Below are 13,880 nucleotides of genomic sequence, written 5' to 3' on the forward strand. Positions count from 1 at the left end.
GAGACCACGGCCATGACGGAGATCGCGCCCGCCGTCGGCGCGGGACCGCGGCGCGCCGGCGGATGCCTACGTCGACCGAGCCGGGGGCGAGCTGGCGAGTGATCTCGTCCATCGGCGTCGGCGTACTCGCCGCCGGAGGATTCGCTCTTGACGCGGCGCCGGAGTCCTCACATACTGGCGGCCAAATCGATTTGGCCAAATCGATTTGGCTCTCCGTCCAGGGCCGGTTCACTGCTTCACCCCGAGCGTGCTGTATGCCCGAACGGAGTCCATCGTGTCCAGTGCCCACCGTGGCCGGCCGCCGCAGGCCGGCCCTACCGACCAACCCGCGTCGCCCGGTCACGCGGAGCCCGCGCGCCCGGCCCACGGGCCCGCCGACCCTCCCGCCGTGCCCCGCCCCGGCGAGCCTCACCGCCCCGCGGAGACAACCACCGGCAGCACCGGCTCCACAGCCGGGGACGGCGAACGGTCCCGCGTCCACCCCGTGGACGAGTCGCGTCCTCTCCCGCGGATCCTGCTCTTCGGTGTCCAGCACGTCCTCGTGATGGCCGCCACGCCGATATCCGCGATCTTCCTGATGAGCGCCACCCTCGGGCTCGACCCCGGCCTCACCGTCGACCTGCTCTCGGCGGCCTTCGTTCTCTCCGGCATCGGCTCTCTCATCCAGTCGCTCGGTCCCTGGAAGTTCGGGCCGCGACTGCCGTTCATGATGCTGCCGGGCGGGGCCCCGTTGATCCTCTTCCTCGCGATCGCCGAACAGCACGGCCTGCGCACGGCCGGCGGTGCCGTGATCCTGACGGCGGTGTTCTGCTTCGTCGTGCTACCGGTGTTCTCCCGGCTGCTCAGGTTCTTCCCCGCCCTCGTCATCGGCACCATGATCGTCATCGTGGGCGTCAACCTGGTGAAAGTCGGCGCGGTCCTCGTCACCGGACACCCCGGCTCGCCAGGCTTCGCCGATCCGGGCGACCTCGGTCTCGGCATGGCGACGATCGGATTCACCGTCGTCTTCTACCTGCTCTTCAGCGGCGTTCTGCGCCAACTGGCCGTGATGCTCGGCCTGCTGGCCGGCACCGTGCTCGCCGCGGTGACCGGCGCGATCGACTCCGGCCGGCTCGCCGACGGACAGTTGGTGAACCTTCCGCAGTTGATGCCCTTCGGCACGCCGGAGTTCAACCTCGTCGCCGCGCTGCCCCTGATGCTCTACAGCCTGGCCTCGATGGCCGAAGCCACGGGCCAGACCGTCATCAACGCCGAGGCCGTCGGCAAGAGGATCGACAAGCGCACCGACGTGCCGAAGACCGTCCGGGGCGACGCGATCACCTCGCTCATGGGCGGCTTCGTCGGCCTGCCGCTCATGGTCACCAGCGGCGAGAACATCGGCATCGTGCGCGTCACCGGGGTCCGCAGCCGATACGTCACCGCCGTGGCCGGGATCGTACTCATCGTCATCGGACTCCTGGCGCCCGTCACCCGTGCGATCAGTGTGATTCCCGCCGCGGTCGTCGGCGGCACCGCCATGGTCGTCTTCGCCGTCATCACCGTGCTCGGCATTCAGATGCTCGGCCGCTCGGACCTCGACCGACACACCAGCACCTTCATCGTCGCCGTAGCTCTCGCCCTTGGGCTGCTGCCCATCCTGGTGCCCGGCGTCTACGGCGGGTTCCCGCCCAACGTCCGCATCCTCCTCGAAAGCGGCGTCGCCGTCGGCGCCTGCGTCGCGGCCGTCCTCAACGTCCTCTTCCACCACGTCAGGCCCGGCATCGCCGCGCGGCTGGCCTTCACCCGTACGGAAAGCGAACGATGAACCGAATCGACCGCGACGCACTCGCCGCCCCCGGGCCGCTCCTGCTCGCGCCCGACACCGTCCTGCTGCCCGAAGGCCCGGTCGGCGGGTGGGCCGTACTGGTGGACGGCGGACTCTTCGAGGCCCTCGGACCGGTGGACGAACTCGAGGCCCGGTACCCGGAGTTGCGGACCGTACGGCTGCCCGGTCATCTGCTGATGCCGGGATTCGTCGACGCCCACCACCACCTCACCCAGAGCTTCGGCGCCGCGCTCGCCTTCGGTGAGCCCTCGGAGATCTTCCGCCGGGTCTGGGTGCCGCTGGAGGGGACGCTGGACGAGGAATCGGCCTACACGGCAGCAAAACTGGCGGCGCTCGAGGCCCTGCGCGGAGGGTTCACCACCGTCACCGACGCCGGAACGCGCGCCGACGTCGACGTGGACGTGGTCGCGTCGGCCGCGCGGGACGCGGGAATCCGCTGCGTACTGGGTCTCGTCTGCAACGACGCCGACGGGGGAGACGAAGCGGATCACCGGACCGTACTCGAGAACGCCGAGAAACACCTCGCCCGCTACGACGGCGATCCGCTCGTCCACCCCTCCCTCGCCGTCTCCATCCCCGAGGCGGCCACCGAGAGAACCCTGCACCACACCGCCCGCCTGGCCGCCGAGGCCGGGGCGGTCGTGCAGATCCATGTCAACGAGCACCTGGCCGGTGTGGAGCGTTCCCTGGTACGCCACGGGCTGCGGCCCCTCGAACACCTGCACAGCGTCGGCGCCCTCGGCCCGCAGTTGCTCGCCGCGCACGCCACGCTCCTCACACCACGCGAGCTGTCCCTCCTCGCCGACACAGGGGCCGCCGTCAGCTACAACCCGGTCGCCAGCGCGTGGAAGGGCAACGCGGTCGCGCCCGCGACCGACATGACCGAGCGCGGTATCCGTGTCGGGCTCGGTACCGACGGCACCCGGGGCGACGGTTTCCGTCTCACGGAGGCCGCCGAGTTCGCCCAGCGGCTGGCGTACGGTCTGGTCACCGGGGACTCGTCGTGCGGCGCCGGCTGGACCTGGCTGGAACACGCCACAGGTGGGGGAGCGGACGCCGTCGGGCTCGGCACCCGCACCGGTACGGTCGCACCGGGCAGGGCCGCCGACTTCCTCCTCGTCGACGTCGACACGCCCGAGTTGGCGCTCTCCTGGGACCTGCCGTGGGAACTCGTCCGGCGCGGCAACCGCGACCAGATCGCCGCCGTCTTCGTCGCCGGCCGCCTACGCGTGTGGCACGGCCGGCCCACCGACTGGGACGGTGACGCGCTGGTGCGGCGCGCGACGGAACTGGCCCGCACCGCCGTCGCCGAGGCGGACATCGTCCGGGTGCATCCCACCTCCACAGCGGCACGGGCGCTGCGCCGACCACACGAACGGAACGTGATCCGGTGAGCTGGCAGCCACTGATCGTCCTGGCCCTGACGGTGACCGTCGCCGCGTTCGTCCAGGGCAGCAGCGGGCTCGGTTTCGCGCTGATCGTCGCGCCCGTGGCCGGCATCCTCGCCCCGGGCCTGGTCCCGGTCTTCGTACTGGCGTCGATGATCCCGCTCAACCTGTACGTCGCCTGGCGCGAACGGACCTCGCTCGACCTGCGCGGCGCGGGCTGGATCATCGGGGCTCGCCTCGCCGCCACCCCAGCCGGGTTGGCACTGCTCTGGCTGATCCCGGAGCGCAGCCTCGGCGTGTTCGTGGGCGTCGCGACGGTGCTCGCGGCCGTCGTGAGCCTGGCCGCGCCCGTGTTCACGCCGGGCCGGGCCGCCTACGTCGGTGCGGGCGCGGTGACCGGGCTGACGGAGACGGCGACCGGCGTCGGCGGGCCACCGCTCGCCCTGGTCTACCAGCACCGGACACCCGCCGAACTGCGCTCCACCGTCGCCGCCTGCTTCCTCGTCGGCGAGGTCGCTTCCCTGGCGCTGCTGTTCGCGGCAGGGAAGGCGGAGGTCGCGGAGCTCGGCTGGGCGGTCGCACTGCTGCCGGCGGTCGCGGCGGGCGCGTGGCTCAGCCGTCTGGTGCACCACCGTCTGGACGCACGCCGGATGCGCCTGTGCGTGCTGGTGTTCGCCCTGGTCTCCGGGATCGTCCTGATGCTCGGATTCTGAACGGGGCCGGGCCGGCGTCAGGCCCGCGAAGCTCGTACCGACGAGGCACGGGCGATCACCCGCGGCTCCGGGGACACCGCCACCGACGGCGTGGCGGTGTCCCCGCGCAACCGCCCCAGCAGCAATTCCACCGCGTCGGACGCCGCCCGCTCCAGATGCAGATCGACCGCGGTCAGAGGCGGTTCGCAGGTGCGGGCACGCAGGCCGTCGTAGCGGGTGACGACCATGACGTCGTCCGGTACGGAACGCCCGCTGTCGCGGATCGCCCGGACGGCGCCCACGGCGAAGGCGTCGACCAGCGCGCACACCGCGTCGATGCCCGGATGACCGGCGAGCAGGGCGGCGCAGGCCTCGGACCCCGCCTGCTCACCACCCGACTCGGCGACCCGTGCCACGATCGGCGTCCAGCCGTGCTCCTGCGCCATGCGCTCATAGGCGGCGAGCGCGTCGACGGACGAGTGCCGCGAACCGGAGCCCACGATCAGCGCCGGTCGCCTCGCGCCCTGCTCGTGCAGGTGCCGCAGCAGCAGCTCCGCCACCCGCCCACCGCGCAGATCCACGTACGGGACGTCCTCGTCGGGCGACATCGGCCTGCCGAGCGCCACGTACGGCAGGCCGCGTTCGCGCAACTGTGCCGCCGCCGCGTCCGCCGCGTCCGGCTCGACCACGATGGCCCCGTCGATGTCCACGGAGTACAGCGCCGACCCCGACTGCACGGGCGGAACGAGCACGAGGGCGAAGCCGTGCGACAGCGCGCTCTCCGCGGCTGCGGCCGCCACCTCCATGTAGAACCCCAGCCGGGACGGCCCGCCCGCCACAGCGAACGGCATCGAGGACGCGAGCGCGATCGCCTTCGCCTGCCCGCGGCGCAGTCGCTGCGCCCGGAGGTTGGGCCGGTACCCGAGCTCTGTCGCTGCCTGCCTGACCCGTTCCCGGGTCCGGGGGTCGACCTTGCCGAGTCCGTTGAGGGCGTGGGACACGGTCGTACGGGAAACCCCGGCGACGCGTGCGACGTCGGCGATCGTCGGCTGTTTCGGGCCGGGAGCGGAAGCGGACATCCGCGCGGACTCTCCTCGCTGGCGGGAAAGAGTGGACTCGACCATCTTCCCCGACCGGAGCCCACAGGTGTGCACCGGTGCGGCCCTCCGCGGCGACGGGAATTCGGTGCTCAGTCCACCGCGGGACCGGCCGACAGCCGCCCCACTGGCCTGCGGAGGGGCCCCGGCCGCAGGAGCCTCTCCGACGTGGCCCGCCGCCGCGCGTGGACGGTGCTGACCCCCGAGGCCCTGACGGAACCGGTGACCAATACGACCGGCAGTTCTCGCCCCCTTGGCATCGCGCGGCACCGAGCGCCGTAGCGGACGGGTGCAGGAGCGCGGACGGGGAAGCGCCTCCCCGGCTCTGAGCGGGGAGGCGTTCCACGGGCTCGGTTACCTGCCGCCGGACCGCCCGGGTCAGGCCCGTTGCAGTCTCCAGATCTGAGGGTGCAGACCATTGCACGTCCACTGCTGCACGTTGCCGCCAGGTTCCCGCGAGCCCTCCGCCACGTCCAGGCACTGCCCGCTGGAGCGGGCGATGAGCCGGTAGTAACCCCGGCCCACGTTCTCCAGCCTCCAGTCCTGCGCGGAGAGACCGTTGCAGTACCACTGCCGGACGTTCGTACCCGGCACCGTGGAGCCGTTCTCCACGTCCAGGCAGTGGCCGCTGTTACGGCCGGTCAGCGTGAAGTGGCCGCCGTCACGGGCGCGCAGCCTCCAGTCCTGCGGGCCCATGCCGTTGCAGCTCCACTGCTGGACATCGCCGCCGGCCGAGCGGGAGTCGCCGGCGACGTCAAGGCAGTGCCCGCTGTTGGCGTTCACCAGTCGGTAGAGCGCGCCGTCGACGATCCCGGCCGCGTCTTGGCTGCCGGTGAGACCGCCGGTCCCGTAGTAGGCCCGGCACGTCGTGCCGTCGAAGTCGGTGGCGATCTGGAGGACCCGGCGGCCGTCGGCCGACGGAAGCAGCGGCGAGCTGTAGTTCTGGCAGTAGTTCACTTCCGGGTTCGGCACGGCCACCGGTGACTCGATCTCGTACCACGGACCGCTGCCGTTCTCCGTGTTGACGAGGATCGTCCGGCCGCTGTCCACCGCGGGAGTGCCGTCGCGGTTGAGAAGCCGTTGCCCGATCAGCAGCAGCCGTCCGTTCGGAGCGCCGTCCGGCGACGGTGCCCAGGCGATGGTCGGTGCGGCGCGGAAGTACTTGCCGTCGACGGTCTCCGGGCGGAACCCGAGCGATGCGGGATTCCCCCAGTCCCAGCCGTCGGCGGAGGTCCGGAAGTGCACCACGCACTGGTACTGGCCGCCGGGGTTGCAGATCTCGTAGCTCATGAAGTAGGTGCCGTTCGGCAGCTTCCGCACCACCGGCATACCGGGGCGGTCGGCCGACCAGCCACTCGCCACGGTGTTGTGGTGTCCCTCCCAGTGAACCCCGTCATAGCTGCGCGCCGCGACGAGTTTCTGGCTGTGTCCGGGGTCCGTCTCATCGGCGTAGTGGCAGACCAGCGCGCCGTCCTCGGCCACCGAGAACTCCGGTTCCCACAGGCCGCCGGTGCCGCTCGCGACGGCGCACGAGGACAGGTAGGACCAGGTGCGTCCCACGTCGTTGCTGCGCCAGACCCGCAGCGCCATCCGTCGGTCCTGTTCGTCCTGGCCGGCGGAGGAGGCCCAGAGCAGGGTGCCGGCCGGCATCGAGCCCACCTGCCGCGGCAGCTCGAACAGCGTGGCGCAGCACAGCCCTTGGCCTGCGGCGGACTCGGGATCGGACACCCTGCCGACCTCGCGGAAGGAGATCCCGGAGTCGGTGCTCTCGTGAATGGCGCCGACGCCGTTGTCGCCGTCGAAGGTGACGACACTGGCAAGGACGCGTCCGTTCGCCGTACCGCTGTGTGCGAGCCGGATGGCACGCGGGTACAGCCCCGTACCGTCGCGCAACGGTGTGCCCGTTGCCGCGGGGGAGAAGCCGTCAGGGGTCGCTACGGCGGCCGATGACGGGACGGGAGGCGGGGACGAGGTGGGCGCCGACGGAGCGCTCGCAGCGGCCGGGACGGCGAGTCCCAGGGCCAACAGGCCGGTCAGGGCCAGAAGCACGACTCGCGCGCATGAGCCGCCTCGACGTCTGAGGGAGTGTGACAGGCGGAGGAACATCACGGTCTTCCTTCCTGCGGGGAACGAATCCGCGCCAGGCTAGAGCGGTAGTACATCGATGTAAATGGAGTGGGAGTACATCGATGTAAATGGGTCCGCCGGAGTGGTCCGGAAGGTGTAGGGCGCAGCGGTCTCGTGTCATGAGAAGTGCGAGGACGTGCGCGATGAGTTTTGGTGTCTTTGGCTGTCCGTAAGGAGAAAGCATCTCTACCCATGACGGGAGCAGGTGGATTCCATGGACGTCTCGCGCGTGCTGATGGTCGCGCCGGTCGGGGACGTTGACGTGGCGGTGGCTTGGTACGAACGGCTGCTGAGCCGTCCGGCGGACACCCGGCCCATGCCGTCGTTGGCCGATTGGCACCTCACCTCGGGCGGCTGGCTTCAGGTCTTCGAAGACCCCGAGCGGGCTGGGTCAAGCCTGCTGAACCTGGAGGTGCCCGATCTGGACGCGGCTTTGGCCGGGCTCGTGGAGCGCGGTCTGACAGCGGGGCCGGTACAGACCGGCGGGGAGCGCACCCGCTTTGCCGCGCTCGACGACCCCGACGGCAATCGGATCACCTTGATGGAGAACCCGGTGGTCTGACCGGTGGGCCTCGCCCTGTTCCGCCGTCAGGCGCGGCCACGGTCGGCGCGCCGCGCCCGCGGCTGGCGAACCGGCTGCCGAGCCGAGGGCCGACACCCACGACGCTCGCTCTCTGTCAGCAGCCAGTCCTGAGCGCCGCCGGGCCGGGCTGCGTAGCCTTGGCCACAGGAAGAGGGGAAGGAGTTCTGGCATGACGCCCAAGCAGCCCAAGACCGAACTCGACGCCCGCTACAGCTCCGCGCTCAACCCGCGCCCCGGCGCGGAAAGCGTCACCGCCACCGACTGGGACGAGGCCCAGCGCCGCCTGCGGGCCGCCGAGGTCTTCTGGATCACCACAGTCCGGCCGGACGGCCGACTGCACGTCACGCCGCTGATCGCCGCCTGGCACGACGGGGCGCTGCACTTCAGCACCGGACCGGGGGAGCAGAAGGCGAAGAACCTGGCCGGCAACGCCAACTGCGTCCTCACCACAGGGCACAACTCACTCACCGAAGGCGTGGACATCGTGGTCGAGGGCGCGGCGGAACGGGTGACGGACCCGACACGTCAGGACGAGGTCATCGCCGCGTTCGAGGCGCAGTACGGGGATCACATCGTCTCGCCGGAGGGGACCTTCTACGGCTTCGGCGACAGCATCCGAAAGGGCAACGACCTGCTGTTCGCGGTGGCACCCGGCACGGCGTACGGCTTCGGGCACGACGGCCAGGTGTTCAGCCACACCCGCTACACCTTTACCGACCCCGACAGAAGCCGTTGATCACGTGACTGTCGGGCTGCTTACTCGTCGGCGTGACCGTGGGAGAGCGACAGTCGCGCCCGTGGATTGTCGTCCGGTCAGTCGCCGAGTGCTTCGGTCATGGCGTCGAGGTCGGCGAGCAGCGCGGTCAGGCGATCCGGGGGGAGCCCGCTGATCATGCGTTCCTCGATGGCGTAGACGGCGCTGCGGGCGGCGTGCTCAAGCAGCTGTCGGGGCTGACGTACCGCGAACTGGAGGAGCAGGCCGCCCGCAACGGCGAGGTGTTGGCGCGCAGCACGCTGGCCGATGCCATCAGGCGCCCCAGCCTGCCGCGGCCCGACGTCCTGGCCGTGTTCGTGCGTGCCTGCGGGGACGGGCATCGGGTCGGCGATTGGCTGGACGCAAGGGAGCGGATCGCCGAAGCGAAGCCGGAGCCGCACCCAGCCGCCTCCGCGTCCGCGGGGGCGGCTGCGGCGGACGGGGAACCCGCGCCCCCGCGACGACGACAGGACCGGGTGCCCCTGTTCGCGCTCGCGTCCGTGCTCGCGGCTGTCCTGCTCGCCGTGGGACTCTGGACCCTCCTGCCCGACGGGTCCGGCGACTCCGCCGGGCCGGGCCGGCCGGCGGCGGCGGCCAACGCCCTGCCCACCCCCAGCGACGGGTGGGTCACCATCCGCCCGGCCCACGAGACCGACCTGTGCCTCACGGACGGACGGGACCGCGACGGCGCCTACGACAGCGCGGTGGCTGTGCACGTCCCCTGTGCCCGGGCTCCCGTACCGCGCACATACCTCGAACCGGCCGGTGCGGGCCTGTACCGCATCCAGTGGCACCACCCCCAGCAAGGCAAGGGCTGCCTGACCGTCATGGGCGGTGGACCCGTCAGGGGCATGATCGAGCCGCGCGACGACTGCACCCGGGCGACCCCGTTCCGCCTGGAGCCCGCCCCAGACGGCTCCGCCGGGTTCCGGTTCCGGCCGACGCAGAGTGGCCAGTGCGTCGGCACCGCCGGCCGCACCGCCGCCGAGGGAGCCGAGGCCGTTCAGGAACCCTGCGCGTACACTCCCGACCAGTACTTCGTCGTTCGGGCGGGCGGAGCGGTCAGCCGTGCAGTGAGCGGTAGGCGGCGACCGTCCTGAGTGCCGGGGGGCGGCTCCCCGAGGACGGCGTGATGCGCGCTGTCCTCGGGTCCCTCTCCGACGGAGTAGCAGTCGTGGAAGTAGGTGGTGCCGTGGGTGCGGCGGAACGCCGCCGGCAGCCGGTCGGGCCTGGCGCGGTCGCTGAGGAAGCGCGGTATCAAGCCGATGATTGCCCGACGCGGCGTTCTGAAAAGACCAGTTAGCAGGACAGGCTGCGAGTTACCTCCAGTTCACGTGCAGGTGCCAGAGGTGTTCCGCCTCCTCCTCACACATGAACTGGAGAGCGTTGCGGTCGTTCCGCAGCAGCTCACTCCCCGCGGCACTGCAGTTGGTGAAGCTGAAGTACCAGTTGTAGTACTCCCAGCCGGAAGCCTGCGCCTGGACGCCGGTTCCGGAACTGCTCGACTGCCCGGTGTGCTGAGCGGTCCCGGCCTGAGCCGCACTGGCTCCTGCCAGCATGGCGGTACTCAACGCCAGAGCGGAGATTGCCGCCGTGAATGCCTTACGCATGGGTCGTCTCCTGTCGTTGGTGGACGCTTCCCACGAGTACAACCCCGTGGGCGTTTGTTCAGCAGCCCGCTTCAACGGTGTGAACAATGATTGGTGTGCACCGTGAAGTTGCTGGTCACCTGGTCGCGACGGGAATCGGAAGCAGTCCGTGGAGCCCGCGAACCGGCCTTCTCAGCGCAAGGCGGCCCTGGCCGGGGCGGCCCGTACGGAGCTCGTCCCTGACGAAGTGAAAACTGCCCTGAGTAAGGTTCTGGCCTGGGCCTTCGACGGCCTCTGAAGAGGAAGGACCGACATGAACGAAGCAACCAAAGCCGAGGTTCTGGCGGAACTCGACGCGATGCGGCGCGCGAGCGGTGTCGCCGCCGGCCACGCCGACCTGGTGCGCGAGTACTCGGCGGATGGCTCGGAGTGCCGGATCGTCTTCGCCGACCTGGCGGACGGCGAGGTCGGTGAACTGGTCCGCGGGGAGCGGGAGCTCGCCCGGTCCGGCGGCTACACCCTGGAGTGGAAGGTCTACGGCCACGACAGGCAGCAGGGCCTGGCCGCCGCGCTCGAAGCAGCGGGTTTCGAGCCCGACGAGGAGGAGCAGGTGCTGGTGCTCCCGGTCGCCGAGGCATCATCGGCCCTCTTCGACACCTCGGGCTACGAGGTGCGGCAGGTGACCGATGGCGCCGAGCTCGACGACTACGCCGAGATCTCCCGCCAGATCGGTCGGCGTAACGCGGACGAGGAGCATCGGCAGCTGGCTCGGTTGCTCGAAGAGCAGCCTGACGTGATGAGCGTGCACATCGCCTATGCCCAGGGCGAGCCGGTCTCCTGCGGACGGGTCTACTTCCAGGCCGGCAGCCCGTTCGCCGAGTTGGCGGGCGCCCGGACCAAGACCACCCACCGTCGGCGGGGCTTCTTCACCGCGGTGGTCGGCTCCCGGCTGCGGCAGGCCAGGGAGCGGGGCTGCGGGCTGCTGGTCACCGATGCGCTGCCCACCTCCGAACCAATCCTGCGCAAGCGCGGCTTCGAGGTGGTCACCTTCACCCGGCCGTACATCTTCGAGCCCACCGTCGGCTCCGGCTGGGTCCGCCGATCTACGTGATCCTGGACAACCCGTGACTCGTGGGCCAACCCGGTCGAGGCCCACTTCGGACCTTTGCGGCAGTCCACCATCGCCAACTCCAACCACCTGAACCACGCCGTCCAGACCCTCGCCCTGCACGCCCACCTGCGCTGGCGCAACGCCCATGCCCGACACCGCGACGTCCTGGCCGCTGAACGCAAGGAACGCGCTCGCATCCGCAGCGAGAAGGGCATCCGCTGGGGGCGTGCTCTCGCAGCCGTCCCAAGCAATCCGGCGAACCTATGCCGCTCCCCCCCCAGCAGTCGGCGGGGCCAAAGTGCCGGACTGGGCCTCAACGCCGGGCGTGGCGGATCTTCAAACGTCCGAATCCCATGGTCCCGGAGATTCGGATCGTTGGCCCGCCGGGCCGGGAACGCCGCGGCACCTTGTAGCGCAGGTCCTTCCACCCAGTGCTCAAACCCTCGACGTCAACCACCGCGTCACGAGGCACCGTGATTCTGGCCCCGCCGGTTCCGATGTGCAGCTCGATGTCGACGACCGGGTGCTCGATGATCGCCCGGGACAGATTCAGGCGCACCCTTCCATATGCTGACCCGACCTTGAGGACCCGGGGCACCCGCCATGCGCCGCGCCGCTGGATCCGTCCGCCGGCGGCGGCGATCGTTGAGGTGCTTCCCGGGTCCTCCTCCGGGAGCGAGAACAGAGCCGACGCGAGCTCGCTGTGCGCCTTGGCGGTGAGCACCTGATGAAGGCGTTCGTCCAACTCCTCGTGCGAGATGAGCCCTTCGGCGTACGCCTCCTGCAGGCGCTGCACGGCCGTATTGCGGTCGTCTTCACCGATCAGCGGCGGCGAGTCTTCCGGTAAGGAGGTCACCGTTTCACCCTACTGCCGAGCCGGCGATGCGAACCCGTCGAGGTCCATAGCGGGCAACGTATTCGATGGGGAGGCCGACCGCTCGTCATCTGCGGATGACCGCCGCCCAGCGTGCGGACTGGACCGGCGCCCAGCCGCAGAGGCTTCCGGTCCGAACGTGATGTCCGCCGGGTCGGTGTCCGCGCTGTTCACCGAAGAGCCCTCGCGGGTGGGGATGCCTCTACCGCCTCCTCGGACGAGTGAACCCCGTGATCGCCACGCCGGTCAGGGCGCGGCACCGCGGTTCGCCTTCCGGCCCCCGCGGCGGGAAGATGGGACCATGACCGAGATCCGAACACCTCGTCTTGTCCTGCGTCGCTGGCTGGACGATGACCTCGTCCCCTTGTCCGAGATCCATGCTGATCCGGTGGTGATGCAGGGCATCGGCGACGGCAAGCCGCGCTCCCTGGAGCAGACGGCCGAGGACATCGAGGCGTGGGAGGAGGAATGGGACGAGGAAGGGTTCGGGATGTTCGCGGTCGAGCTCCTGGGCTCCGGTGAGGTGGTGGGCGCCGTTGGCCTGTCCGTCGCCGACGCTCCGACCGAGGTCGCTGGTCAGGTGATGATCAGCTGGCGACTCGGGCGGGTGTTCTGGGGGCAGGGATACGCCTCCGAAGCAGCGCACGCGACACTGGAGTTCGCACTGCAGGATCGTTGCCTCGACCGTGTGGTCGCCGTCTGCCGGACGGGCGACCGAGCGTCCGCGAACGTACTCGACAAGCTCGGCATGCAGGCGGAAGGGACGGCACAGCATCCGGTTCACGGCTACGACCTCGCGATGTTCGGCATCGACCTGACGCAGTACCAGGAGTAGCACCCGGACGACTGACTTAGGTCGGGGACAGGGCCGCGACCGCCACGGGGACAGCAGCCGCCAGGTCCGACGCCGGCGACGTCCCGGTCCTGGCGAAGCTCCCTCGCACCGGCGCGGCCTACGTCGTCGTCGGCTACCTGCCGGCGCCACCCGGCGGCCCCCTGTCGCACGGTGCGCAGCGATCGTCGGACTTCGTTCCGGACGCGCGTCGCCCTGGAAGTCCGCGAGCATCTGGACGAGAAGGAGACATCCGTCGTCCGCTCCGGGGCACTTGGCAGTCACGACAACTCGCTGAAACCAGACAAGAGATGAGCGTGACGACGTGTCCTTCCCGGAACATCCCGCGACACCGAACGGGACCTCACAGACGCATCATGACACCGGCATCAAGCGGAGTAACGGACTGGCCATAGCCGCACTGGTTCTCGGCATTCTGGCTGTCCTTCTCTTCTGGACCGTCGTCGGCGGTGTGGTGCTCGGACTCCTGGCCCTGATACTCGGCATCGTCGGAGCCCGCAAGGCACGAGGCGGAAGAGCGCCACACGGCAAGATGTCCATCGTCGGCGCGGTGCTCGGTGTGCTGGGAGTGATCGCATCCGCCGTGATCATCGCGATCGGTGCATCGATCCTCAACTCGGACGAGTTCAAGGACTTCGACGACTGCGTCCAGCACGCCGACACGCAGAGCGAACGGGACGCCTGTGCCGAAGACTTCAACAAGGACGTCAACAACTGACCGGAGTACATGTCGCAGCGGGGGTGGGTTGCCCGCCGCCCCGACAACGCGGCGTCCTGGGTCACCGGCTGATCCGGTCCCGCACATCGCGGCAGCAGGCCTGGCACGTCCTCGGCGGACCCGTAGTAGGACACCGCCGTACGGCACTTCACCGGTATGGCCGGCTGTTCCTCGTCGCGGCCCTGTCGCTGCCGCAGACCTTCAATACCGGCGCGGGCCGCACGCGGAGCTGGTTGCGCGACCCTTATACGCCGACGGGGAAGCGTCCG

13 protein-coding genes and 1 pseudogene are annotated in these 13,880 nt (G+C 70.3%); 10 read left to right on the forward strand and 4 right to left on the reverse strand.

Going from position 1 to position 13,880, the window contains the following annotated elements:
* The first annotated feature begins 484 nt into the window (after window positions 1-484).
* From ACFW48_RS12895 to ACFW48_RS12905, 3 genes are read left to right on the forward strand one after another with little or no spacing between them, the layout of a single operon-like run.
* Entirely contained in the window at window positions 485-1,804 is a 1,320-nt protein-coding gene (locus ACFW48_RS12895) for a uracil-xanthine permease family protein (protein ID WP_386313976.1), read from the forward strand.
* Entirely contained in the window at window positions 1,801-3,219 is a 1,419-nt protein-coding gene (locus ACFW48_RS12900) for an amidohydrolase family protein (protein ID WP_386313562.1), read from the forward strand. The genes ACFW48_RS12895 and ACFW48_RS12900 overlap by 4 nt, the downstream gene beginning before the upstream one ends.
* Window positions 3,216-3,926, forward strand: coding sequence for a TSUP family transporter (locus tag ACFW48_RS12905; RefSeq protein ID WP_386313564.1), 711 nt, complete (start codon window positions 3,216-3,218; stop codon window positions 3,924-3,926). Before ACFW48_RS12900 ends, ACFW48_RS12905 begins: the two co-directional genes overlap by 4 nt.
* A gap of 17 nt (window positions 3,927-3,943) precedes the next feature.
* On the opposite strand, the gene ACFW48_RS12910 is transcribed toward ACFW48_RS12905, so the two are convergent.
* The gene (locus tag ACFW48_RS12910; RefSeq protein WP_386313566.1) at window positions 3,944-4,984 is read right to left on the reverse strand and encodes a substrate-binding domain-containing protein; all 1,041 of its coding nucleotides are present in this window, start codon (window positions 4,982-4,984) and stop codon (window positions 3,944-3,946) included.
* A 396-nt stretch (window positions 4,985-5,380) separates the two neighbouring features.
* Window positions 5,381-7,108 (reverse strand): RICIN domain-containing protein, encoded by a 1,728-nt coding sequence (locus ACFW48_RS12915; protein ID WP_386313569.1) that lies wholly within the window; start codon window positions 7,106-7,108, stop codon window positions 5,381-5,383.
* Between the two features lie 235 nt (window positions 7,109-7,343).
* On the opposite strand from ACFW48_RS12915, the gene ACFW48_RS12920 reads away from it, so the two are divergent.
* The 3 genes from ACFW48_RS12920 (at window position 7,344) to ACFW48_RS12930 (ending at window position 9,566) form a co-directional block, all read left to right on the forward strand.
* The gene (locus tag ACFW48_RS12920) at window positions 7,344-7,691 is read left to right on the forward strand and encodes a VOC family protein (protein ID WP_386313572.1); all 348 of its coding nucleotides are present in this window, start codon (window positions 7,344-7,346) and stop codon (window positions 7,689-7,691) included.
* 190 nt (window positions 7,692-7,881) lie between these two features.
* Complete coding sequence (locus ACFW48_RS12925) at window positions 7,882-8,448, forward strand: pyridoxamine 5'-phosphate oxidase family protein (RefSeq protein WP_386313575.1); 567 nt, start codon at window positions 7,882-7,884, stop codon at window positions 8,446-8,448.
* Between the two features lie 194 nt (window positions 8,449-8,642).
* Entirely contained in the window at window positions 8,643-9,566 is a 924-nt protein-coding gene (locus ACFW48_RS12930; RefSeq protein ID WP_386313578.1) for an RICIN domain-containing protein, read from the forward strand.
* Between the two features lie 219 nt (window positions 9,567-9,785).
* On the opposite strand, the gene ACFW48_RS12935 is transcribed toward ACFW48_RS12930, so the two are convergent.
* Window positions 9,786-10,076 carry a hypothetical protein gene (locus tag ACFW48_RS12935; RefSeq protein ID WP_386313581.1) on the reverse strand — a complete coding sequence of 97 codons (291 nt, stop codon included), beginning with the start codon at window positions 10,074-10,076 and terminating at the stop codon, window positions 9,786-9,788.
* 292 nt (window positions 10,077-10,368) lie between these two features.
* Between ACFW48_RS12935 and ACFW48_RS12940 the strand changes: the two genes are divergently transcribed.
* Together ACFW48_RS12940 and ACFW48_RS12945 are read left to right on the forward strand one after the other, a co-directional pair.
* Window positions 10,369-11,166, forward strand: coding sequence for a GNAT family N-acetyltransferase (locus ACFW48_RS12940; RefSeq protein WP_386313583.1), 798 nt, complete (start codon window positions 10,369-10,371; stop codon window positions 11,164-11,166).
* A gap of 9 nt (window positions 11,167-11,175) precedes the next feature.
* Window positions 11,176-11,391 (forward strand): annotated as a pseudogene (locus ACFW48_RS12945) (IS630 family transposase); the annotation flags it as partial.
* 88 nt (window positions 11,392-11,479) lie between these two features.
* On the opposite strand, the gene ACFW48_RS12950 reads toward ACFW48_RS12945, so the two are convergent.
* The gene (locus ACFW48_RS12950) at window positions 11,480-12,022 is read right to left on the reverse strand and encodes a DUF1707 domain-containing protein (RefSeq protein ID WP_386313585.1); all 543 of its coding nucleotides are present in this window, start codon (window positions 12,020-12,022) and stop codon (window positions 11,480-11,482) included.
* 319 nt (window positions 12,023-12,341) lie between these two features.
* Here ACFW48_RS12950 and ACFW48_RS12955 point away from each other — a divergent pair, with 319 nt between their 5' ends.
* A complete protein-coding gene (locus ACFW48_RS12955) occupies window positions 12,342-12,875 on the forward strand; it encodes a GNAT family N-acetyltransferase (protein ID WP_386313588.1) in 534 nt (177 codons plus the stop codon).
* A 322-nt stretch (window positions 12,876-13,197) separates the two neighbouring features.
* Window positions 13,198-13,611, forward strand: a complete 414-nt coding sequence (locus tag ACFW48_RS12960) for a DUF4190 domain-containing protein (protein ID WP_386313591.1) — start codon at window positions 13,198-13,200, stop codon at window positions 13,609-13,611.
* Window positions 13,612-13,880: the final 269 nt, after the last annotated feature.

Origin of the sequence: Streptomyces sp. NPDC058812 (assembly GCF_042744565.1) — a bacterium.
Classification (GTDB): Bacteria; Actinomycetota; Actinomycetes; order Streptomycetales; family Streptomycetaceae; genus Streptomyces; species Streptomyces thinghirensis.

What these genes read in the sequence shown, in the direction of transcription:
- ACFW48_RS12900 (WP_386313562.1), top strand. Translation starts at nt 1,801, where the DNA reads ATGAACCGAATCGACCGCGACGCACTCGCCGCCCCCGGGCCGCTCCTG.
- ACFW48_RS12910 (WP_386313566.1), bottom strand. Translation starts at nt 4,984, where the DNA reads ATGTCCGCTTCCGCTCCCGGCCCGAAACAGCCGACGATCGCCGACGTC.
- ACFW48_RS12915 (WP_386313569.1), bottom strand. Translation starts at nt 7,108, where the DNA reads ATGTTCCTCCGCCTGTCACACTCCCTCAGACGTCGAGGCGGCTCATGC.
- ACFW48_RS12920 (WP_386313572.1), top strand. Translation starts at nt 7,344, where the DNA reads ATGGACGTCTCGCGCGTGCTGATGGTCGCGCCGGTCGGGGACGTTGAC.
- ACFW48_RS12925 (WP_386313575.1), top strand. Translation starts at nt 7,882, where the DNA reads ATGACGCCCAAGCAGCCCAAGACCGAACTCGACGCCCGCTACAGCTCC.
- ACFW48_RS12935 (WP_386313581.1), bottom strand. Translation starts at nt 10,076, where the DNA reads ATGCGTAAGGCATTCACGGCGGCAATCTCCGCTCTGGCGTTGAGTACC.
- ACFW48_RS12940 (WP_386313583.1), top strand. Translation starts at nt 10,369, where the DNA reads ATGAACGAAGCAACCAAAGCCGAGGTTCTGGCGGAACTCGACGCGATG.
- ACFW48_RS12955 (WP_386313588.1), top strand. Translation starts at nt 12,342, where the DNA reads ATGACCGAGATCCGAACACCTCGTCTTGTCCTGCGTCGCTGGCTGGAC.